Source organism: Pantoea sp. sgz302252 (assembly GCF_042610525.1).
Classification (GTDB): domain Bacteria; phylum Pseudomonadota; class Gammaproteobacteria; order Enterobacterales; family Enterobacteriaceae; genus Erwinia.
Genome location: NZ_JBHDVM010000002.1, coordinates 329,401 through 355,153, shown reverse-complemented (window position 1 = coordinate 355,153; position 25,753 = coordinate 329,401). Strand labels below are relative to the sequence as shown.

Genomic DNA, 25,753 nt, shown 5'->3' with positions numbered 1-25,753 from the left:
GGAGCCCCAGTAAACGAGCCGTCATGCAGGTGCCACGCGTTCGCGGGCAGCGCGGTTGCCGCATAGAAGTAGCGTCCCGCCTGCGGCCTGGGCAAGCGAAAAAACGCGTTGAGTGCTGCCAGCTCGCTGGCGCTTGCGGATCTGGCATCCTGAGTCGTCATAGGTTCCGTTAAAAGCTTGTCGCAGTAAGCGCTACTTTTTATCACATTTCGCTAAATTAAAGAAGAAGAGGCCGCAAACTGCTTGCCGGATCCAAAGCGGCAAACCCGGTACGGCGCGGGCATTTCTGTTAATAACCTGGAAAAACGACGCTGTTAACCAATTATTGCGTCTAAAGCCGATTTTACAGACAACTCCTGGTGAACTGCGCTTTATCTTAACTTAACTCAAATCTTTGGCGGCAGTTAAAAAATAGTCGCTTCACGCCTGGACGCTGGCTGATTGCCTGCGTAATTTTTGTGCATTTTAAAAGCGACTAACGAATGCCGGTTCAGGCATAGACTAATGAAATTTTCGTGATAAGAAAAAAATTTGCCGCAGTAAATCGACTTTATTGAACGTGGAATATTAACCATTTTTACATTTCCACAAAAAAAATCTTTAAGCCAAATCAATTTATTAACACTTATTTTCATCAGCATTTCTTTAGTTTTGGCATCTTTTGGAATTATGCACTAAGCCTTTTAATTAAAAATTTTTATCTAAACGATAAGTAATAATCAAGTCACTTTACGTGGTTTTTCTTACTATCAAAAAGACAAAAGTGAAAAAAAATAGCGTATCAGCGCCTCTTTTTAAGTTGTTTTTGCTGTCTCTCTCCCGCTTGGGAACTTCGTTGCACCAGGTAAAGCCGTCTGCCTCCGGGCCAGGCGATCTATTACTTTGCGCGTAACACTGAAGAAAATCTTCATGTTTACGCGCGAAACATCCAAATGTTTGGTGCACAAGAGGTTACTATGGCTCAGCTTACTGACGGCAGCGTGGATATTCTCTCACGCGACGATGGCAGAATTCTTTCTCAGGTCGCAGCAGGGAACTCCAACAATACCATTCTTCTGAATCAACCCAGCGTAGTCAGGATCCACGGCACCCGGGCAATGGTGACCGAGTTCGAACGCCAGGGTAACGATCTTATTGTGCACATGCGCGATGGCAGCGTGAAACGCTATCAGCAATTCTTCTTCGATGACGTTGACGGCGATCACAGCGAGCTGGTTTTCGATGACGGCGTGAACCCGCCAGAGCATGCACTATTTCCGGTAACCAGCGAATTTGCCGATGCGCAAACGGCAATGGCGATTACGCCGCAATATGAATCCCTCGGTACGCTGGAGCCTTTGTTGCTGGCGGATACTGGCGCGACGACCGGCGTGGTCACCGCGGCAGGTATCGGTGCGTTGGGCTTGGGTGCGGCGGGTATAGCTGCGCTGGCTAACAACGGTGGCGGTGGAGGTGGTGGTGGGGGTGCCGATACTCCGGTCGCTACGCCAGCCATCACTGTCAACCCTTTTACCGGCGATGATTTCATCTCGGTAGCCGAGAAAAATTCTGCGCAAACGCTGAACGGCACCACTACAGGTACGGAAGCGGGCAATACGGTTACTATTGTTCTCAATGGCGTAACCTATACCACGACTGTAAGCGCCGATGGCAGCTGGAGCCTGACTTTGCCTGCGGCAGCGCTTGCCGCTTTGCCTGACGGCAGCAATACCCTGACGGTTAGCGTAACCAATAACGCAGGCGCAACCAGCAGCGCGACGGATACTTTCACCGTTGAAGCCGGCACAGTTACGCCAACCACGCCTTCCATTACTGTCGCCGCTTTTGCTGGCGATGACGTACTGGACAACAGCGAACAGCAAACCTCACAAACCATCAGCGGCACTACCACTAACGTGCAGCAGGGCCAGACCGTTACCGTTACGCTGAACGGTCAAACCTATACCGCTACCGTTGATGCCAACGGCGCATGGAGCGTGGCGGTGCCTGCCACCGCGCTACAGGCGCTGGCCGCCGGTACGGCCACCATCACCGCCACCGTAACCGATGCGGCGGGCACGGCGGCAACCACGACCCACGACTTTACCGTCAACGCTGCCACAACCGTTCCGGCAATCGCCATTGATACTTTTGCAGGCGATGACGTGCTGGACGGTGCAGAACAGCAGCTTGCGCAGACCGTCAGCGGCACTACCACTAACGTGCAGCAGGGCCAGACCGTTACCGTTACGCTGAACGGGCAAACCTATACCGCTACCGTTGATGCCAACGGCGCGTGGAGCGTGGCGGTGCCTGCCACCGCGCTACAGGCGCTGGCCGCCGGTACGGCCACCATCACCGCCACCGTAACCGATGCGGCGGGCACGGCGGCAACCACGACCCACGACTTTACCGTCAACGCTGCCACAACCGTTCCGGCAATCGCCATTGATACTTTTGCAGGCGATGACGTGCTGGACGGTGCAGAACAGCAGCTTGCGCAGACCGTCAGCGGCACCACCACTAACGTGCAGCAGGGCCAGACCGTTACCGTTACGCTGAACGGCCAAACCTATACCGCTACCGTTGATGCCAACGGCGCGTGGAGTGTGGCGGTACCTGCCACCGCGCTACAGGCGCTGGCCGCCGGTACGGCGACCATCACCGCCACCGTAACCGATGCGGCAGGCACGGCAGCAAACGCCACTCATGACTTTACCATTGAGCCCGCCACCGTCAGTAGCATCAGCGTCGGTGAACTAAGCGGCGATGGCTATCTTAGTGGCGCGGAAGCGCAGTCCGATTTAACCGTATCCGGCTTTTCCACCGGTTTACCTGCAGGCACCGTTATCAGGGTCTCGCTGGGCGGACGCTCCTACACGGCTAACGTAGGCGCAGACGGCAGCTGGAGTACTACAGTTCCGGCGGCCGATCTTCAGCAGCTTTCGCAGGGATCGAATTTGCTTATCGCTTCGGCGACGCTTGCAGATGGCACAGTGGTGCAAAACAGCAGCGCCGCCGCGCTTAACGTTCTTACCGCCGAACCGAATGCCAGCATTGATGTTCCCTTCGGCGACACCGTCCTCAGTGGAAGCGAAGCAGGTACCGATCAGACTTTGACTGGAAACACCGGTGTTGCAGGCGCCGGGCAGACAGTTACTGCAACCGTAGGCGGCACGGATTATACCGGGACGGTAAATAATGACGGTAGCTGGAGCGTTTCCATCCCATCTGCCACGCTACAAAATCTACCGCAGGGCAGTAATGATATTACCGTGGTGGTCACCGATCCCGCAGGCAACAGCGCTACCTCAACCACGCCGGTTAACGTAGTTACCGCGCCGCCATCGCTTACCGTTACGCCGACGGATACCACGCTAAACCAGAGTGACGTTTCTCAACCGCTAACCTTGAGCGGAGTAAGCCCGGACAGCCAGAGCGTTGCCGTTACGCTAAATGGCGTGACCTATAACACTACCGTTAATCCTGACGGTAGCTGGAGCGTGAATATTCCGGCTTCTGATTTACAGCAGTTACCGAGCGGCGACAACCCTGTAACCGTGGTCGCTACGGATAGCTACGGCAACAGCAACTCGCAGGAAATTCCGCTTAGCGTTGACACGACGCCGCCGCTGGTGACGGTTAATACGCTGAGCGGCGACGGCTACGTCAATGCCAGCGAAGTGACTCAGCCGCTGATTATCACGGGCACCACCGAACCAGGCAGCACGGTGCTGGTACGTTTCGATAGCGTAGATCTGACCGCCACCGTAGATCCGGATACCGGGATTTGGACGGCCACCTTAAGCCCGGAAGACCAGGCTGGCATCCCTGACGGTACCTGGGTTGTTAACGTGACCGCCACCGATGCCGCTGGCAATATCGGGCAGACCTACAGCAAAGTGACTTTTGCCACCACGACGCCGGCAATCACCCTGAATGAGCTAACCGCCGACGGAACGCTGGATGGCGCCGAAGCTGCGGTAGATCAGCGGTTGACCGGCACCGTAACCAACGTTGCCGCAGGGCAAACTATTACCCTGACGCTGGCGGACGGCTCCACCTACACAGGTACTGTAGAATCCGGCGGCGGCTGGGGCATTACGCTACCTGCGGCTACGCTGTCCGCTCTCGCTAACGGCACGCAAAATTATTCCGTAAGCGTTAGCGATGCCGCTGGCAATACAGGCAATGCCACTGGCAGTTTTGATGTGGCAATAGACAATAGCGTGCCGACGCTGGCTATCTCGCCAATCAGCGGTGATAACGCGCTGAACGCTACTGAAGCGCAGGCGGATTTGGTTATTGGTGGCAGCAGTGCTGGCCTGGCCGCCAGCACGCCCCTAACCGTTACTTTTAACGGCGTGGACTATGCCACAGCTGTTAACCCGGACGGTAGCTGGTCTGTGACCGTGCCTGCTGCTGCGCTGTCTGGCATAGCTAATGGCAGCTATACCGTTACCGTCGCTGGCGTAGACGCAAACAGCAATCCGGTGACTGTGGACAGCGATTTGGCTGTTCGCACTTCTTTCCCGGCGGACATTATTGTTAACTCGCCGTTTGGCGACGGTATTCTGAACGCGGCGGAAAGCACAGTAGCGCAAACGTTGACCGGCAACAGCGGCGTGAATTTCGCCGATCAGGCCGTGACGGTGACCGTGGACGGCGTGGATTATGCCGCTACGGTTGATACTTTCTCCGGCGCCTGGAGCGTGGCTTTGCTGCCTCCGGCACTGGAATCTTTGCAGGACGGCACGGCTAATATTGTCGTGACAGTATCAGACTCGCTGGGTAACACGATTTCATCGACTACGCCGTTTACGGTAGATACCGCCGCGCCAGCATTGGATGTGGCCGTGCCGGGCGATAATGGCACTATCAACAGCCAGACCCAGAACCAGCCGCTGGCCGTTAGCGGCACCGCGGAAGCGGGCAGCACCGTTAGCGTAGCGTTAGATGGCGTTACTTATCTCACTGCCGCCGACGCTGACGGCAACTGGAGCGTGAATGTTTCTCCTTCCACGCTGCAAACGCTGGCCGATGGAAAATATGATATTACCGTGACCGCCACGGATGCTGGCGGTAATCAGACAACGTCACGTACGCCGATCACCATTGATACAGCCGCGCCTGCGTTAACCGTGTCGCCGATCTCCGGCGATGGCTATTTAAATGCGGCTGAACACGCGGCGGATCTTAGCGTAGCCGGAACGGCCGATGCGGGTTCAGCAGTGGTTGTTACGTTAAACGGCGCGACTTATAACGCTGTTGCGGATGAAGGCGGCAACTGGAGTGTCAGCGTTCCGGCTGCCGATGTCGGCGCGCTGCCGGATGGCGCTTACAGTGTGAATGTGCAGGCTACGGACAGTGCAGGCAATACGACTGCTACCACGCAGCCATTGCAGGTTGTTGCCGCTGCCGCTTCTCAACCTACAATTACCGTGGCGCCCTTTACTGGCGACGGTGTGCTGGATGGCGCTGAAAAAGACCTTAACCAGCTGGTTACCGGCACGACTACTAATGTTCAGGCCGGACAAACCGTCACTGTCACCCTGAACGGCGGTCAGTACACCGGAACCGTGCAGGCAGACGGTAGCTGGAGCGTGCTGGTGCCTGCTGCGGCTTACTATGAGCTGCCTGATGGCCCGCAAAACCTGACCGTCAATGTCGCCGATGCCGCAGGCAACACGGCGACAGCTTCCTCTGGCTACACCATTGACGATACCTTCAGCGCTATTGCTATCGGTGTCATCAGCGATGATAACGCCATCAGCGCCGCCGAAGCGCAAAACCCGCTGGTGATCCACGGCAGTACTCGTTTTGTTGCCTTCGGCGCGCGTATTCTGGTGCGCTTTAACAACGTGGATTATGAAACCACCGCTAACAGCGATGGTAGCTGGTCGGTTACCGTGCCTGCCAGCGCACTCAGCGGTCTGCCGAATGGCAACCAGACAGTCACGGCGACAGCGACCGATGAAAACGGCAACCTGATTACCACTACGCAAAGCCTGGATTCCGCCGTTAATCCTGATTTCAGCGTAACGCTCAACGAGCCCTTCGCTGACGGCGTGCTGAACGGCGCGGAAGCCGCTGTGGATCAGCTAATTTCCGGCACCACCGGCGTTAGCGGCAGCGGCCAGAGCGTTAGCCTGGTGCTGAACGGCATTACCTATACGGGCACAGTTGATGCTGACGGCAACTGGTCGGTACAGCTGCCGAGCGCGGTACTGCAAAGTTTGCCGCAGAATGAAAACACGCTGACCGTGACCGTTACCGATCCGGCAGGTAATACTTCTTCGCTAACCAATACTTTTGACGTTAATACTTCAACGCCGATCCTGACGCTGGATCCTGTCGCTGACGATAATCGTCTTAACCTGGCGGAACAGGGCCAGCCGCTGACAATTAGCGGTACCGGCGATGAGGGCGACGTAGTCACTCTGGTATTGAATAATACCACTTACACCGCGACGGTGGATGGTACCGGCAGCTGGAGCATCGATCTGCCAGCGGCAGCGCTGCAGGCGCTGACGGACGGCAGCTATCCTGTTTCGGTCAGCACGGTTGATACGGCTGGCAACGTCTCATCGCTGGTTCGCACGCTGGATGTCGATCTGACGCCGCCGCCAGTCACGGTTAACGTCGTCGCTACTGACGGTTACCTGAATGCAGCGGAAGCCAGCCAGCCGCTGGTCATCAGCGGCACGGGCGAAACCGGTAACACCATTAACGTCGCGCTGAACGATGCTAACTATAGTGTTATTGTTGGTGCCGACGGTCAGTGGACACTAACCGTGCCCAATACAGCGGTTAACGCGCTGGCGGACGGCAACTATACGCTGAACGTTACCGCTACCGATCCGGCCGGAAACACAGCCGTAGCCAGCACGCCGCTGGTGGTCGACACCAGTGCGCCGACCATTGTTATCAACGATCTGACCGATAACAACATTATTGATGGCGCGGAACAGCAAACCGATCAGCTACTTACTGGTACCGTAACCAATGCGGAAGCTGGCCAACAGCTGACGATTACCTTAAACGGCGTGGAATATACCACTGCGCTGCAAAACGGTGGCGCATGGCAGATCACCTTGCCAGCGGCCGATTTGGCCGGGTTGGCTAACGGTACGCAAACCATTAGTGCGACCATAACGGATCTGGCTGGCAATGCCGCCACTGCAAGCAAAACCTTTACCGTAGACAATACCCTTAGCAGCGTAGCCTTCGATCCGCTAAGCGCTGACGGCTATCTGAACGCAGTCGAGGCGCAGACAGATTTGACGGTAACCGGGTCTACCGCCAACGTGGCGGAAGGTAGCACAGTGACCTTTACGCTGGGCGGCCAGACCTATACCGGCACCGTAGCAGTTAACGGCAGTTGGACGGTAACGGTGCCTTCGGCAGATCTGCAGGCGCTGGCGGAAGGGCCGCAAACGGCTACGGCCAGCGTAGTGGCAGAAAATGGCGCGACCGTTACCAGCGAAAATACGCTCAATGTTTATGTGGATCGCGTACCTGAGCCTACGCTGCAAACGCCATTTACCGATGCTATTTTGACCAACGATGAGGCTGCCGTAGCGCAGACGCTGGCAGGTACCACCGGTCAACAGGGCGATGGCCAGACGGTAACGGTCAACATCGGCGGTACGGATTATGCCGCAACCGTCAATAGTTCCGGCAACTGGACGCTGGCTTTGCCGCCAGAAGTGTTGCAGGCGCTGCCGCAGGGCGATTCAGAAATCACCGTGACGGCAACTGACGTCGCTGGCAACGTTGCAAGCATTACGCCAGCACCGGTCATCACCGTCGCTACAACATTACCGACGCTGACCCTGGATCCGGTAGCAGGCGATAATGTTATTAATGCGGATGAGCAGGGCGCGCCGCTGACGGTTAGCGGCACCGGCACCGTCGGTGATGATATTACCGTTACGCTGAACGGCACTGAGTACACTACTACAGTACCTGAAGGCGGAGCCTGGAGCGTAACAGTGCCAGCAGCCGATCTGGCCGCGCTGGCCGACGGGCCTTATGTGCTACAGGTCAGCGCCAGTGATGCCTTTGGCAATACCTCTACGCAGAACCAGGGGCTGTCAGTCGATACCGCCGCACCGACCTTTACGGTCGATCCGGTTACCGGCGACAACATCATTGATGGCGTCGAGCAGGGCCAGGCGCAGGACATTACTGGTACAGGCAGCGAAGGCGATACCATTACCGTCACGTTGGGCGGCGAAACCTTTACCACTACCGTACCGGCAGGCGGCCAATGGTCGGTTAGCGTACCGGCAAGCACCCTGGCTAACCTTACGGAAGGCGACAACACGCTGACCGTTGCAGCTACTTCGCCTGCGGGCAACGCCACCAGCCAGGATACGACTATTGTGCTGGATAGCGCAGTAGACGTTAATCTGGTTATCAACGCCGTCACTGGCGACGACTTAATTAACGCCGCCGAGGCCGCACAGGGCTTTAACGTCACCGGCAGCGTGCCGGATGATACCACGGCAGTGGTAGTGACTTTCAATGGCACGGATTATCCCGCAACTGTAGGCGCAAACGGCCTGTGGAGTGCGGCAATCCCAGCTACGGCGCTGGCTGGCGTCGCAGATGGCGATTATCAAATCACCGTCACCGCTTCGCCTGCGAGCGGCGGCAGCCTGTCGCTGCCGCGCACCATTACGCTGGATGCTACGCCGCCAGCGCTGACGGTAGCGGCTATCAGCGACGATAATTTCCTGAATGCCGCCGAGCAGGCTCAGCCGCTGGATATTACCGGCACCGGCGAAGCGGGTGATAGCGTGCGCGTGACGTTAAACGGCGTCGTTTACACCGCCACGGTAGGCGATGATCTTAACTGGACGATCACTGTACCGGCGACGGACACCATTGCGCTGACCGGAAGCAGCTATCCGGTAACCGTAACCGCGACAGATCCGGCAGGTAACGCCACTACGCAAACCAGCACGCTGGCGGTAGATTTAACCGCGCCAGCATTAACGGTTAATCCGCTTAGCGGCGATGGCGTGCTCAATGCTGAAGAGCAGGCGCAGCCGCTGACCGTCAGCGGCACGGCAGAGAACGGCGCGACTATTACCGTCACGCTGGAAGGAACGGACTACACCGCTACGGCTGCGGCCAACGGTCAGTGGACGCTGGATATTCCGGCAGCCGATCTGGCTGGCCTGACTAACGGCGACTATACGCTGACCGTGTCGGCTGCTGATGCGGCAGGCAACGTCACATCGCAAAACAGTACGCTAACTGTTGTTGCAGATGCCGATACGCTGCCAACGCTGACGCTGGATAATTTTGCGGGCAACAACATCCTGGACGGTGCCGAACAGCAGGTTAGTCAGGAGATAAGTGGTACCACTACTAACGTTCAGGCAGGGCAGGTTGTAACTGTTACGCTAAACGGCACTACATATGATGGCGTGGTGCAGGACAGCGGTGCCTGGAGTGTGACTATTCCTTCTGCGGTGCTGGCGCAGCTGCCAGCGGGCACGCAAACCTATACCGTTTCGGTAGGCGATACGGCGGGCAACCCGGCGACCGCTTCCGGCAGCTTCGATGTCAATACGGATATCAGCGCGGTAGCCATTAATCCGCTTAGCGATGACGGCTACCTCAACGCTAACGAAGCGCAGAGCGATCTGACCGTTAGCGGCGCGGTATCGAATATACCGGAAGGCAATACCGTCACGGTCACCATTAACGGTGTTGACTACACGGCTGCGGTGGCTGGCGGCGCATGGAGTTTGACGGTTCCGGCAGCCGATTTGGCCGCACTGCCTGAAGGGCCGGTGACCGTTAGCGCCAGCGTACCGGACGCCGACGGCAATGCCGTTACCAGCGATACGACGTTGAACGTGGCTATTACCACGCTGCCGGTGCTAACCATTGATACGCCATTTACCGACGGCACGCTGAATGCGGATGAGGCCGCAGCGGCCCAGACGCTGACCGGTACCACAGGTATCACTGGCGACGGACAAAGCGTCAGCATTGCTATCAATGGCAACAACTATATTGGCACCGTAGACGGTGACGGCAACTGGAGCATTATCCTGCCGCCAGAAGTCCTGCAGGCGCTGCCGCAGGATGACACGATCACCACGGTTACCATTAGCGATGCAGCTGGCAATACGGCTGCTTCTGTGCTGACGCTGAACGTGGATACGCTGCCGCCAGCAGTTGCCGTGGGCGATATTGCAGGCGACAACATTGTTAACGCGACGGAACAGGCCAGCGATCTGCCGATTAGCGGAACAGGCGAAGCGAATGCCACGATCGTAGTAACGCTTAACGGCAACGATTACACCACTACGGTCGGTACCGATAATCAGTGGACGGTCACCGTACCGGCGGCCGATCTGGCGAATCTGGCAGACGGCAGCTATGTGGTCACCACTACCGCTACCGATACAGCGGGCAATAGTGCCAGTACCGAAAGCCCATTGACGGTGAAAGCCAGCGCAGCCGCGCAGCCGACCATTAGCGTCGATCCTTTTGCCGGCAATGATACTCTTAACGGTGCCGAACAGCAGGCTACGCAATATCTTAGCGGCACCACCACTAATGTAGAGGCGGGCCAGCAGCTAACTGCAACGCTTAACGGTGTGGCATACACGACTCGCGTCTTAGCCAGCGGTGCGTGGCGCGTGGCTATTCCTTCATCCGCACTGGCTGCTTTAAACGACGGTACGGCGACCTTCAGCGTGGCGGTTAGCGACGCAGCGGGCAACCCTGTTACCGTTACCCGTGAATTTACCGTCGACAGCACTGCGGCGGGCATCAGCATCGATCCGCTCAGCACCGATGGCTATCTGAACGCCACGGAAGCGCAGGATTCGCTGATCGTAACTGGCACAACTACAGGCGTGGCTCAGGGCGCAACGGTTACGGTTGATTTCAATGGCCAAACCTTTACTGGGCTTGTGGGCGCGGGCGGCGCGTGGAATGCCGTTATTCCGGCTTCAGCACTGGCAGGACTAGCGGATGGCGCAGCTACGCTGACCGCCACGGTAACCGACGCCAGCGGCGCGACGGCGACCGGCACCGGTACGCTGAATGTGCAGGTCAACGATCTGCCTGCGGCAGCGGCAGATGCACCGTTTAACGATGGCGTACTTAACGGCACCGAAGCGGCAACCGATCAGACTCTGACCGGATCAACTGGTGTAACGGGCGATGGACAAACTGTTGCCGTTGTAGTCGGGACAACGACCTATACCGGCAACGTGGATGCGAACGGCAACTGGAGCGTCACCATACCGACGGCGGAACTACAGGCGCTGCCGCAGGGAGCAAACACGCTTCAGGTTACCGTGGCCGATGCGGCAGGCAACACCAGCGCGCTAGCCGTGCCTGTTACTGTTGATACCGCAGCACCAACTCTGACGCTTGATGCGGTTGCAGGCGATGGCGTTGTTAATGCCAGCGAAGCAGCGGCGGATATCATCGTCAGCGGCGGCAGCACTGGTGCGGAAGAGGGGCAAATCGTTACCGTCTCCGTCAACGGTCAGAGCTACACTACGGCTATTGCGGCAGATGGCAGCTGGAGCCTTGCGCTTCCGGCTGGTCTGCTACAGGCCTCGCCGGATGGTACTTATCCGCTGACCGTCAGCCTCAGCGACGCGGCGGGTAATACGGCTACTCAGGCTACGGACATTACTCTTGCCACTACCGCGCTACAGCCAACGCTGGATACGTTGTTTGATGATAATTATCTGAGCATTACCGAAGCGCAAAGCGACCAGACGCTGAGCGGCACTACCGGCGCTACTGGCGCAGGGCAGGCCGTCACCGTCAATATCGCTGGCACAGACTATACCGCTACGGTAGACAACGACGGCAACTGGACGCTGCCGGTCAACGCCGCCACGCTACAGGCGCTGGGCGAGGGCATCCAGACCGTCACAGTGACTGCCACGGATGCGGTCGGCAATACGGGCACGGCTGCGACTTCAATCAATGTCGACTACACAGCGCCAGCGCTGACGATAGATCCGGTTGCGGGCGACAATACGATCAACGCAGCGGAAAGTGTTGGGCCGATAGCTATTACGGGTACGGCCTCAGCGAGCGAAGCGGGCCAGCTGGTCACCGTAACCTTCAACGGCGTGAACTATCAGCAAACCGTGCAGGATGACGGCAGCTGGACAGTAAACCTGCCGTCTGAAGTTACGCAGGGGATCGCAGATGGTACCTATGCGGTAAGCGCCAGCCTGACCGATGCGGCAGGCAACGTCACGACTCAGGCGCAAACTGTTACCGTCAGCGCCAGCCAGGCGAGCCTGCCGACGCTAACGCTCGATCCGATTAGCGGCGATAACTACGTCAACCAGAGCGAAGCGGGTGCCGATCTTGCCATCACAGGTACCACAACCAACGTTGGTGAAGGGCAGACCGTAACCGTCACGTTGAATGGTACAGCTTATACTGCTCAGGTTCAGGAGGATGGTAGTTGGGCCGCGACGATACCAGCGGCCGATATCGGCGCGCTGGACGACGGCGCGCAAACGTTGGTCGCTACGGTTGTCAACGGCGTAGGCAATACCGGCGGCGCTTCTGGGGAGTTTACTCTGGTAGCTCAGCCAACCAGTCTGCCAGCCATTACCGTCGATCCGCTAACCGGCGATGATGTGATAAACAGTCAGGAAACGCAGAGCGATGTCATTGTCACCGGTACTAGCCAGAGTATTCCTGAAGGCGGAGCCGTTACGGTGACGCTGAACGGCGCGACTTACACTGGCGCGGTGGATGTTGACGGCAACTGGAGCATAACGCTGCCTGCGGCCGATGCCCAGGCGCTGGCGCAGGGAACCAATACCCTTACCGCCAGTGCCAGCGATGTGGCAGGCAATGTGGCAACGGCCACCAACGACTTTACCGTCGATACCGCCGCGCCTGTGCTGGAGGTCACGCTCAGTTCCGGCGCCGACAATATCCTGAACGCGGCGGAAGCCGCAGCCGGTCTGTTAGTCAGCGGGACTACCGAAGCGGGTCTGCCAGTTAGCATTACTCTTAACGATAAAGTCTATGCGGCTACGGCAGCGGACGACGGCAGCTGGAGCCTGACCATCGCCAGTGGCGATCTGGCGGCGCTCAGCGACGGTTCGAATCTGCTTACTGTGGTAGTAACCGACGCCAATGGCAACGCGTCGACCAATATCACCGATCTTAACGTCGCCATTAACGCTCTGCCGACGCTGACGCTGGACACGCCGTTTACCGATGGCCTGGTCAACGCTACCGAAGCCGCAACGGATCTGACGGTGAGCGGTGCGGCGACCAATCTTGCTGCCGGAACGCCGGTAACGGTAACGATCGGCGATCAAACTTTCACCGGCGCAGTCAACGCCGACGGTGCGACCTGGAGCGCGACCGTTCCGGCAGGTACGTTCAATACGCTGGGCGATGGTATCTATCAGCTGACGATAGCGAGCGCGGATGTGGCAGGTAATCCGGCAACCGCTGGAGCCAGCGTAGAGGTGCTGGCGACGACGCTGCCGACCGCCGCCATTAATACGCCATTTGTCGATGGCCTGTTAAACGCGGCGGAAGCGGGTGTCGATCAGACCATTAGCGGCACAACCGGTACTACTGGCGCGGGCCAGACGGTCACGCTGGATATTGATGGTACGCCGCTAACTGCTACCGTAGACGACAATGGCAACTGGACAGCGACGTTAACGCCAGCCCTGGCGGCCACGTTGGGCAACGGCGATCACGCAATCAATGTTTCGGTCGCTGACGCCGCAGGCAACGTCAGCACCGATTCGCTGACTTATACCGCTATTGTCACCGGCTTGCCAGTCCCAACGTTGACGCAGCCCTTTGCGGATGGCGTGTTGAACGCCGCTGAAGCCGCGGCGGGCCAAACGCTGACAGGTTCAACGGGTATTACCGGCGCGCAAACTGTTAGCGTGGATATTAACGGCACGGCCTATCAGGCGACTGTCGATTCCGCCACCGGAGAATGGACGTTACCGCTCGGCGCAGATGTGCTGACTGCATTGCCTGACGGCACGCTGCCGGTTACGGTCACGGTGACGGATGCCGTAGGTAACGTCGGCACGGCTACTGATTCGGCACTGGTTGCCGTTAACGTGCTGCCTGCCGTCACCATAGATCTGCCATTTACCGATGGCCTGCTCAATGTAGCGGAAGCGGCAACAGCGCAGACGCTAAGCGGTAATACCGGACTGGTGGCTGCCGGACAAACGGTAAACGTCACCATTGATGGTGGCGCGCCGCTGGCCGCTACCGTTAATGAAAATGGTAACTGGACACTGGATCTGACTTCCGACCAGCTAACGGCGCTGGGCAGCGGCACTCATACCTTTGCGGTAACCGCTACCGACAGCGCGGGCAATGCCAGCACCACCACGCTTGACTTCGACGCGTTGCTGGAGCTACCGCAACCGACTATAAGTGCGCCGCTGTTTACCGACGATATCCTGAATATCGCCGAGGCAGGCGCGCCAATCACCTTAACCGGTACTACTGGCGTAACCGGCGCCAATCAGGGTGTGCAACTCCAAATTGATGTGGCGGGCATCATTTATACCGGCACTGTCGATGCTAACGGCAACTGGCTGGTATCACTGCCAGCGGGAGCGTTGAGCTCGCTGGCAGATGGCGCGCATTCTGTAGACGTCACCGTGATCGATGCCGCTGGCAACATCAATACTAATACCCTCGGCTTCACCGCTGCTCTGACCGCGCCAACGCCGACGCTGGATGTGCCGTTTGACAATGCTTACCTCAACGCAGCCGATGTTGCGGCAGGCGCCTCGCTGACCGGCTCAACCGGTCTGACAGGCGCAGGCCAGACGGTAGCCGTAACAGTTGGCGGCAGCACCTATAACGCTGGCGTGGAAGCGGACGGCAGCTGGACATTGGCGCTAACCCCAACGCAGTTGAGCGCGTTGGGCCAGGGCGTGCAAAACTACACCGTAGTAGCGACCGATGTCGGCGGAAACTCAGCAACGGCTGCGGGCAGCTTTACCGTTGATACCGCGCTGCCGACCGTCACCATCGATGCTTTAACCGGCGATAACGCGCTGGATTACGAGGAAAGCCTGACTACCCAAACGCTTACCGGTACGGCTACCGACGCGAGCGAAGGCCAGACGGTGACGGTTACTATTGGTACGGCGACGGCTACCGGCGTAATAGCGGCAGACGGCAGCTGGTCAGTGAACCTGACGCCGGAACTCATGGCGCAGCTGGGCACTACGGGCGATACCGGCACTATTACTGCCTCTGTCACTGACCTGGCGGGCAATACAGGTACAGCTACCGCCGCCGTAGCAGTAGATCTGACGCCGCCAGCCACGCCAATCCTGACGCTGGATCCGATCTCCGACGATAACATCGTTAACAGTTCTGACGGCGCGACGCTAACGGTAAGCGGCACCTTCGCTAATCTACCTGCAACAGGCGGCGTAGTGTCCGGAACCGTTGCCGTCACTATTAACGGAGTAGCACAAACAGCCACGGCTGCGGTAGACAGCGAAAACGGCACCTGGACGCTGACCGTCCCTAACACCGCAGCGAATATCGCGGAAGGCACAGCAACGGTGACTGCTACGCTGACCACCGATCAGGGCACGACGCTGAATGCCTCCAGCGAAGTGCTGGTGGATCGTATTGCGCCGACTGTTACCATCAATGCCTTTACGGGCGACGATGTTCTTAACAGCGCGGAAGCGGCAGCTACCCAGACCATCAGCGGTACGGCTTCTACTTCAGAAGCGGGCAGAGCGGTTAACGTCACGCTAAACGGCAAAACCTATACGGGCGTTGTGCAGGCGGACGGCAGCTGGTCAACCGCAGTGCCTTCAGGCGATCTCCAGGCGCTGGGTCAGGATGGACAGACCATTACCGCTACGCTGACCGATGCGGCAGGCAATACCGGCACGGCAACCCATGACTTCACCGTCGATACCGCAGCGCCACTGATTGAAGTAGATGCGCTGCTGGGCGATAACCTGTTGAACGCGGCGGATATCCTGACTACTCAGGTATTGACCGGTACGGCATCCGGTGCGGAAGGCCAGACCATCGGCCTCTACCTGGGCGACAGTTCGCCAATCGCTACGGCAGTAGTCAACGCCGATGGTACTTTCAGCCTCGATCTGACGCCGGAGGTATTAGGTAGTCTGACCGACGGTACGCTGGTATTTGGCCTGCGTGTTAATGACGCGGCGGGTAATGCTACTGACGCCACTTTGACAGTAAACAAAGTAGTCAATGCGGCGCTGAACCTGGTGGTGGATTCCGTCTTCGGTGATGGCTTCCTTAACGCGGCCGACACGGCGGTAGCCCAAACCATCACCGGCCTGGCAACCTCAGCCGGTATCGGTGCTACCGTCTCGCTGGAGCTGGGCGGCACCACGCTCACGGCGAACGTTGGCCAGGATGGTCGCTTTGCGCTGGTAGTACCACCAAGCCTGCTTGGTTTGCTGAGCGATGGCGATACCGCGCTAAACATCGTGCTGACCGATGCGGCGGGCAATACCCGTACCGTTGGCGAAACTGTTACTGCCATTCTGGAAGCGCCGGTTATTAATGCGCTTACCGGGCTGTTTGGCGGCGATAACCTGCTGAACATCGCGGAAGCGGCGGTAGCGCAAACCGTTGGCGGCACCATTAACGGCACGACCGGCTCTACGGTTACCGTTTCGCTGGGCAGCAAATCTTACCAGACCACGCTACAGGCTGGCGGCGCATGGAGCGTCAGCATACCGGCGCTGGATCTGGCCGCGTTGACCACCGGTAACCAGACGCTGGGCGTCTCGGTCACCGATCCGGCGGGGAATACCTCTTCCACTTCCGCCACTATCGGCATCTTTACCGCGCAACCGTCGATTACGCTTAGCCCAATCTTCGGCGACGGCATCCTGAATATTGCGGATGCGCTGACTAACCAGACTATCAGCGGCACGGTAAATAACGTCGCGGCTGGTTCGACTATTAACCTGACGTTAGGCAGCTCCACCATTCAGGCGACGGTAGGACAGAACGGTGCCTTTACCGCAACAGTTACCCCGGACATTCTGGGCACGCTGACCAGCGGCAACCTGACCGTTGGCGCCAGCGTTACCGATGCGGCTGGCAATACGGCTTCCACCACGGGTAACCTGTTGGCCAAACTCACCGCGCCGGTAATTAATATCGCGCAGCTGTTTGGCGATGGCCTGCTCAACGTGGCGGATGCGGCGCTGGGACAAAACGTGACCGGTACTATTACTAATGCCGGAGCGGGTGCCAGAGTGGTAGTCACTGTAGCTGGTACGCAGCTGGTTACCGCGACGGCGGCGGACGGCAGCTTTAGCGTCGCCCTGACGCCGGATATCCTGAAAGGCCTGGCTAACGGCAACCTGACCGTCGGCGTCAGCGTTACGGACAGCGCGGGCAACACCAGTTCGGCGACGGCTGGCGCAGTTGTCGGCCTTACGCTGCCGACTGTTACGCTGGATCCGGTCTTTGGCGGCGATGGCGTGCTCAACCTGGTCGAATCGCTGTTAACGCAGACCATTAGCGGCAGAGCGACTAATGTAGCTCAGGGATCGACTGTTACCATCAGTTTGGGCAATACCACGGTAACGGCTGTTGTCGGTGCCGACGGGGTTTATAGCGCGCAGGTTTCACCAGCTATTCTCAGCACCTTACTGGACGGTAATCTCACGGTCGGCGTTTCCGTAACGGATACGGTAGGCAACACCGCCAGTACCAGTGCTGGCGTACGGGTTGGTATCCATACCACGCCGAGCCTCACGGTTAACACCGTATTTGGGGACAGCGTACTCAGTGCTAACGACATCAACGTAGTGCAGACCATTAGCGGGACAACTCGTAACGTGGCCGCCGGTTCCATTGTTACCGTAACGCTGAATGGCAAAACCTATACCGCCTCCGTTAACAGTAGCGGCGGCTGGACGCTAAACGTGCCGAAAGCGGATCTCAGTGCGCTGGCTAACGGCATACTAACGGTCAACGCGTCGGTAACAGATAGTTATGGCAATACGGCTACCAATACCGGACAACTGGTCGTCATCGCCCAGACACCGCCGACGGTCACCGTTTCCAGTATCTTTGGTGATGGTCTGCTGAACGCGGTAGACGCGCAGAGCACACAGACTATCAGCGGTTCTTCAACCAATGCCGAAGGATCGATTCTGACAGTGCGCGTAGGCACCGCAACGCTGACCACTACCATCAATGCTAACGGCACCTGGAGCGTTTCGGTTCCGTCTGCGGTATTGGCCGCGCTGCCGGACGGCACCGCTACGGTTAATGCCAGCGTCACCAACGCAGTCGGTAACACGGGGTCAGGTTCTGATACGGCTACGGTGAGAACCCACACGCTGCCGACTGTTGCTATTACCAACAGCACGGTCTTCGGCGGCGACCACTACCTCAACCTTAGCGAGGCCAATACTGCTGAAACCATTAGTGGTACCTCAACCAATGCGGTCGGTAGCACGGTAACGGTTAATATCGCGGGCAATGTCTATACCACTACTGTAGGAACTAACGGCGCATGGAGCGTAACGGTGCCTTCTGCTACGCTGCGGGCCATTGCCGATGGTAACTACACCATTACCGCAACCGTCACCGACGCAGTGGGCAACACCTCTACCGGCAGCGATACCTTCACCGCTATTACGCACAATCTGCCAGCTATTGGCGTCGATCCTGTGCTGAGCCTGGTAAACGTATTGGTCAGTGGATTGACTGTTACCGGCGGCACGCTGAACCTGGCGCAGGGCACTACGCTAAACGTAACGCTTAACGGCACCACGGTGACAGCTACAACCGATGCGCTGGGCCGCTATAGCGCGAAATTCACCGGAACCGTACTGACCGCGCTAAATCTTAACTCTATCGTTACCGTTACCGCGGTGGACGCAGCAGGCAACCGCGCCACTACCAGCAATACGCTGTTACTGGGCTCGCTGCTGCCAGCCAGTACTACCTCGACGGCAGCGGCGGCAACCGCGTTGCTGGCTGTGGCGGCAGACGACTCTACTTCTATTGCCTCTACTGATACCAGCAACACGGATACGGCTACCACAGCAGTTACCGCAAGAGTGGCAACGGTTAGTACCGATAGCAGCGAGACGCACAGCGCAACTACCAGTACGACTACGGAAAGCGCTGCTAGCGATACCAGCGCCACTACGACCAGCGAAACGGCTGCTGGCACTGCCGCCGTTCTTGACGACAGCACCGTAACCACGGTTGCCACATCGGAAACCGCTGCCGCCACCGACGACAGCGGCTACAGTATCGGTGGTCTTGTTATTGCATTGGCGGATGGACAAACGGTAGAGGGCGCTTCGGTAGAGGGCAGCAGCGGCAACGACACGGTTACGCTAAGCAATCTGAACTTTACCCATATTGACGGCGGTGCGGGAACGGACACCTTAGTGCTGAACGGCGAGAATATGACGCTGGATCTCACTGCGCTTGGGCTGAAGGTAGAGCATATCGAAATCATCAACCTGGGCAGCAGCGGCACCAACAGCGTCAAGCTGGATCTCAACGAAGCACTGAATATTACCGATAAACAAACCGACGATTTGATAATCAAGGGGGTAACAGGCGATCAGGTGACGCTGACCAATGGCGATGGCGGTACCTGGGCCACCACGGCACAGAAAACGCTGGACGGCCAGGTTTATGATGTCTATCACAACTCGGCGTTGGATACGGCCAACACCCTGGGCGATGTGCTGATCCAGCACAATCTCCAGGTTCATCTGGTGTAACAAAGACTACCCTGCGCAGGAAAATGATTCTTGCGCAGGGGCTTTAATGGTAAGGGCTGTTTAATTGTTTCGGTACTGAAATGCAACGTTTACATAAAATTACAATGTAAGGATTGCGTTATTTTTACGTAAGGTGATGTAAGCGGCATTTATAGAAAAAAGTTGTCTTAAGGGCAATTTTCCAGATTTACGCCAGTAGTAATCTATGCTGGCGAGCGTTAGCTTATGCCAATCCAGCGTCGACTGTTCACCTTAAGACTAAATGTAAGTCATTGAGGTTAGTAGCGGTATATTGAGCCGGCGCTCGGTCTCTGGCAAAGAGTGGTACTGATTTAATTTGCCTGCAGAGAAACTCTGCGTCCAGCATTGAGCATTTTTTATTTGGCTGTCACCTTAACCATTATCCTTGTTGCGGATTCTGTTTCATCCCTGGAGTACCGGGTCAGGCTCAGCGCCTTTTCAGGCCGCTGGCCGCTGCATGCCTGCGATAAGTAAAGATTTTCTTCACTTTTACGCAGCGCTGCTTTATTCACTATTCGGTATAAAAGGGGAAGATCATGGCGTATTCAGATACGAGCCGCGTTACCATCGTATCGCTGGTAAGCGGTCAATTACTGCTGCCACCTGCTGACAGCGGTTCACAATTCAATCCCGGCGAGCCAGCAATTATTACACTGCAGGGCGCGCCTTCTCAGGTTTCTTCTTATCAACAGCAAAACGACGATCTTATTCTGCAAATGCAGGATGGTAGCGATATCCGTTATCAGCAGTTCTTCACCGTAGTCGATGGCAAGCAGAGCGAGCTGCGCTTCCAGCAGGAAAACTCGCTCCAGCAGGCGGTATTTGCCGAAACCTCACCAGGCGATACGCAGACTGCCGCCAGCCTGACGCCTGCCTGGCAAACGCTCGACAGTGTGGCATCAACAGCCGCGTCCGGTGAGACACAGCCAGCCTCAACTTTAACCGCGGCCCCGTCTGCGGTTACGGCAGAATCAGCAGAGGCCCCGGTTTCAACTGAGGCCAGTGTGGAGACCCTTTCAACTACCTCGCTGCCGCAGCTGACTATTAATCCTGTTACCGGCGATAACGCGGTCAATTACCAGGAAGGGGTTTACGGCATTGAGTTCACCGGCACCGCTGCCGGTCTGCCCAACGATACACCTGTTACCCTGACGCTGGACGGCAAAACCTGGACAGGCAGCGTCTATAACGGCGAGTGGCTGGTACAGATAAACGATGACGAAGTGGCGACCATCAAAGATGGTACTTATAACGTCACTGTCAGCACCGCGGACGGCGCCAGCATCAGCCAGGATCTGCTGCTAATCACCCATTACAACAGCAGCAATCCGACGGTAACGGTAAACGACGTTACGTTGGCCAACGCCGTGGATCACGATGGGCAGACCTGGTACACGCTCACCGGCACTATGGAAATGCCGCTGCCGCTGAAATCCTTCTCGGTGCAAAGTCTGGAAACCATGAGCTGGCGCGAGGGCGTGATTAACGCGGACGGCAGCTGGAGCGTAGAAGTCAGCGCGGACGATCTGCGTGAAGGCTTCAATAACCTCAATTTCGGCGTACTGGACGGCGCAGGCAACTGGTTCGAGCAGGGCGTCAGCGTCAACGCCGACCTGACCACGCCGGTTGATGCAGGCGGCAGCAGCGTGGAAGCGCTTGCGCTGGTGGCGGAAGTCAACCCGACCGATGGCGAAACCGCACAGCCAGCAGAAATCTCGTCCACTAGCCTGCTACCGGAGCTGACTCTCAACTCTGTCACTGGCGACAACGCAGTCAGCTACCGGGAAGGTATTTACGGCATCGAATTCAGCGGCACCGCCGCTAATCTTGCCAATGATACGCCGATTGAGCTGACTCTAAACGGAAAAACCTGGACTGGCGGCGTCTACAACGGCGCATGGATGATACAGATTAACGATGACGAAGTGGCAGCAATTAAAGATGGTACTTATCAGGTAACCGTCAGCGCTACGGACAGTGACGGTAACGGCACCAGCCTCAGCCAGGATTTATTGCTGATTACCCACTATAACAGCAGCAATCCGACGGTAACGGTAAACGACATTACGCTGGGCAACGTCGTGGATCATGATGGGCAGACCTGGTACACACTTACCGGCACCATGGAGATGCCGCTGCCGCTGAAATCCTTTGCCGTGCAGAGCTATGAGATGATGAGCTGGCGCGAGGGCGTAATTAACGCGGACGGTAGCTGGAGCGTGGAGGTCAGCGCGGACGACGTAGGCGATGGCTTTAATAACCTGACTTTCGGCGTATTGGACGGCGCAGGCAACTGGTTCGAACAGGGGATCAGCTTCAACGCGGATCTGACTACGCCGGTCGATGCGAACAGCGTCGAAGCGCCCGCGCCAGTGGTGGATGATAACCCGACCGATGCGCCCGTGAGCGGCGGCGCGGCAGAATCCACCGAGCCAGCGGCGGTCAGCGGCAAGCCTTCACTGACTATCAACAGCTTTACCGGCGATGCGGTTCTGAGCGCGGCGGAGAAGCAGAGCGACCAGACGCTGAGCGGCACCACAAAAAATCTGGCGGCGGAAAGCACGCTGACCATCAAACTCAACGGCGCAACCTACACCACTAAGCTGGCAACCGACGGTAGCTGGAGTGTGGATATTCCGGCGGCCGACCTGCAAGTTCTGCCGGTCGGCGCTAACCGCATCAGCGTTAGCTTTGCCAACAGCGCTGGCGGTACCACCACGGCCAGTAAAAACATCACCGTGGAAGCCTCTGTTCCGCCCGCAGACGCGCCACATCCGCAGCCGACTATTGATACCCCGTTTGGCGACGGGCTGATGAATTCGCAGGAACATTACCAGGCCACAACGCTGACCGGCTCCACTGGCGTAACGGGCGCAGGCCAGAAAATCGCTTTGACCATCGACGGTGTCAGCTATGCAGGAAGCGTGGACAGCGAGGGCCACTGGAGCGTGCCGCTTTCCCTTGAAACGCTGAGGGACGCGAGTCTTGATGAAGGCGCGCATACTATTACGCTCACCGCAACGGATGTCTGGGGCCAAACTGGCACTGCCACCAGCGACTTTAGCGTGGATACGCAGGCGCCAACCGTTACCGTAAATACTTTGGCGGGCGATGGTCTGATTGATGCTACCGAAATCAGCAGTCCGCTGGTGATTGCCGGCACGGGCGAAGCGGGCAGCGCCATTAACGTAAAATTTGGCGAATTTAGCTGGAACGGTACGATCGACAGCAATGGCCGCTGGCAGGTCAGCGTACCGGCGGCTACGCTGCAAGGTATGGAAGAAGGCAGCTACAACGCTATCGCCACCGTTACGGACAAAGCTGGAAACCACAACTCCAATGCAGCAACGGTGCAGATTTATGCCTCAGAAGAGTTGCCTGAACTGACCCTCAATCCCGTGACGGGCGATAACGCTATCAGTTATCGGGAAGGGATTTACGGTATTGAGTTTATCGGCACCGCCACGCACCTGCCAACCTACACGGCGATAGAGCTGACCATGGATGGCAAAACCTGGGGCGGCAGCGTTTACCAAAATGAGTGGCGGGTGCAGATCGGTAGCGAAGATGTAGCAGCAATCAAAGACGGCAACTATAAAGTCACCGTCAGCGCTACCGATCAAAACGGCAACAGCACCAGCATCAGCCAGGATCTGCTGTTGATCACTCACTACAACAGCAGCAATCCACAAGTCACCGTCAATGAGATGACGCTGGCTAACGCTGTGGAACACGATGGGCAGACCTGGTATACGCTCAGCGGGACGATGGAAATGCCGCTGCCGCTGAAATTGTTTGCCGTGCAGAGCACCGAGATGCTGAGCTGGCACGAGGGCGTGATTAATGCGGACGGCAGCTGGAGCGTGGAGGTCAGCGCGGACGATCTGCGCGATGGCTCCAACAGCCTGGTTTTCGGCGTATCGGACGGCGCAGGTAACTGGTTCGAACAGGACATCAGTTTTAATGCCGATCTAACCACGCCGGTCGGTGCAAGCGGCGGCGCCGCCGAAACGCCAGTGCCGGTTATAGATGATAACCCGACCGACGGCGATACCACGACGCCAGCACAACCCCAGGCCGACAGCACGCTGACTATCAACCCCGTTACCGGCGACAATGCGGTCAGCTATCAGGAAGGTATTAACGGCATTGAGTTCACCGGCACTGCCGCCGGTCTGCCCAACGATACGGCCCTTACCCTGACGCTGGATGGCAAAACCTGGACAGGCAGCGTCTATAACGGCGAATGGCTGATACAGATAAATGATGACGAAGTAGCGGCCATCAAGGATGGCACGTACAGCGTCACTGTCAGCACCGCGGCCGGTACCAGCGTCAGCCAGGACCTGCTGCTTATCACCCATAACAACAGCAGCAATCCGACGGTAACGGTACACGACATCACGCTGGCCAACGCCGTGGATCACGATGGGCAAACCTGGTACACGCTCACTGGCACCATGGAAATGCCGCTGCCGCTAAAATCCTTCTCCGTGCAGAGTCTGGAAACCATGAGCTGGCGCGAAGGCGTGATTAACGCGGACGGCAGCTGGAGCGTAGAAGTCAGCGCGGCCGATCTGCGCGAGGGCTTCAACAACATGAATTTTGGCGTGTCGGATGGCGCGGGTAACTGGTTTGAGCAGCCTATCAGCGTTAACGCCGATCTGACCACGCCAGCGGAGCCGGGCGGCGGCACCGAAGTACCCGTACCGAATCCGGAAGATAACCCGAGCAACGGCACGCCGGAGCCGACTATAAATACTCCGTTTGGCGACGGCGTACTAAACCGCGCGGAAAAACTGCATAACGAAACGCTGACCGGAACTACCGGCATCCTCGGCACCGGCCAGGTTGTTACGGTGATTATCGGCGGTAAATCGCATGCGGCCACGGTGGCTAACAATGGTGAATGGAGCCTGCTGCTGACCCCAACCGACATGAAGCAGGGCTTTGGCAATGGTCTGCACAAAATTGTGGTTATCGCTGCCGATGCAGTAGCGCACAAGGCCAGCATCGAAACCAGCTATACGGTAGACACCGTTCCGCCGAAAGTCACAATCGACACGCCGTTTGGCGATAGCATCCTGACCCTGGCAGAGAAGCAGCAGAACGAAACGCTGACCGGCACCATTGACGTTACCGGCGGCGAGCAGAGAGTCAGGGTAGTTATCGGCGGCGTAGCTCACTGGGCCACGGTAACCGATGAGGGCCACTGGAGCCTGGCGCTGACGCCAGCCGATATGCAGCAGGGCTTTGGCGATGGCAAGCATGGTATTCAGGTAACCGCATTTGATGCGGCGGGCAACAGCGCCACCATTAATACCAGCTACGTTGTGGATTCCACTCTGTCGGTTGCTTCTTCCACAATCGAGGATACGGCCACCGCAGCTAAAATCCAGGTCGCTGACTCATCTGCGACCAGCACTATGACGGAGCAGGGTTCGGAGGAAACCAGCAGCGTCGCAGTAGCACAAAGTAGCCACAGCGAAAACATCGACGGTCTTGCGCAGATCGTCGGTACGGAAGCGGACGATCATTTCACGCTTTCCACGCTCAACCTGCTGAGTAATCTCAACGGCGGTGGCGGCCAGGATACGCTGGTATTAAACGGCTCGCACGAGACGCTGGATTTCGCCTCGCTGGGATTGAAAATCAGCAGCGTGGAAACCATTGACCTGGGTTCCTTTGGCAGCAACAGCATTACGCTGGGGCAAAAAGATCTGCTGGCATTGACCGATAACGGCAGCGAAACGCTGACTATCAAGGGCGCGGACGGCAACGCCGTGACGCTGAGTACGGCGGAAGGCGGCGTCTGGAATAATGCAGGCCAGCAAACGGTCGATGGCCAACAGTTCGATCTTTACCACAACGCCTCTGCCAGCCATGAAGGCACGCTGGCGGATATTCTGATTCAACATAATTTACAGGTGCAAACAGCCTGATGCTATTGGCCGGAGCCTGAG

At 57.6% G+C, this 25,753-nt stretch carries 2 protein-coding genes; both read left to right on the top strand.

Translation table 11 applies throughout. The features are described from left to right. Window positions 1–956 precede the first annotated feature (956 nt). Entirely contained in the window at window positions 957–19,769 is an 18,813-nt protein-coding gene (locus tag ACETPC_RS05500) for an Ig-like domain-containing protein (RefSeq protein ID WP_380179373.1), read from the top strand. 557 nt (window positions 19,770–20,326) lie between these two features. Continuing rightward, on the top strand, window positions 20,327–25,732 hold the full coding sequence (locus ACETPC_RS05495) for a BapA prefix-like domain-containing protein (protein ID WP_380179371.1): 5,406 nt from the start codon (window positions 20,327–20,329) through the stop codon (window positions 25,730–25,732). Window positions 25,733–25,753 lie beyond the last annotated feature (21 nt).

Excerpts from the sequence above, each read along its gene's own strand:
- ACETPC_RS05500 (WP_380179373.1), top strand. The coding sequence starts at position 957 with ATGGCTCAGCTTACTGACGGCAGCGTGGATATTCTCTCACGCGACGAT.
- ACETPC_RS05495 (WP_380179371.1), top strand. The coding sequence starts at position 20,327 with ATGGCGTATTCAGATACGAGCCGCGTTACCATCGTATCGCTGGTAAGC.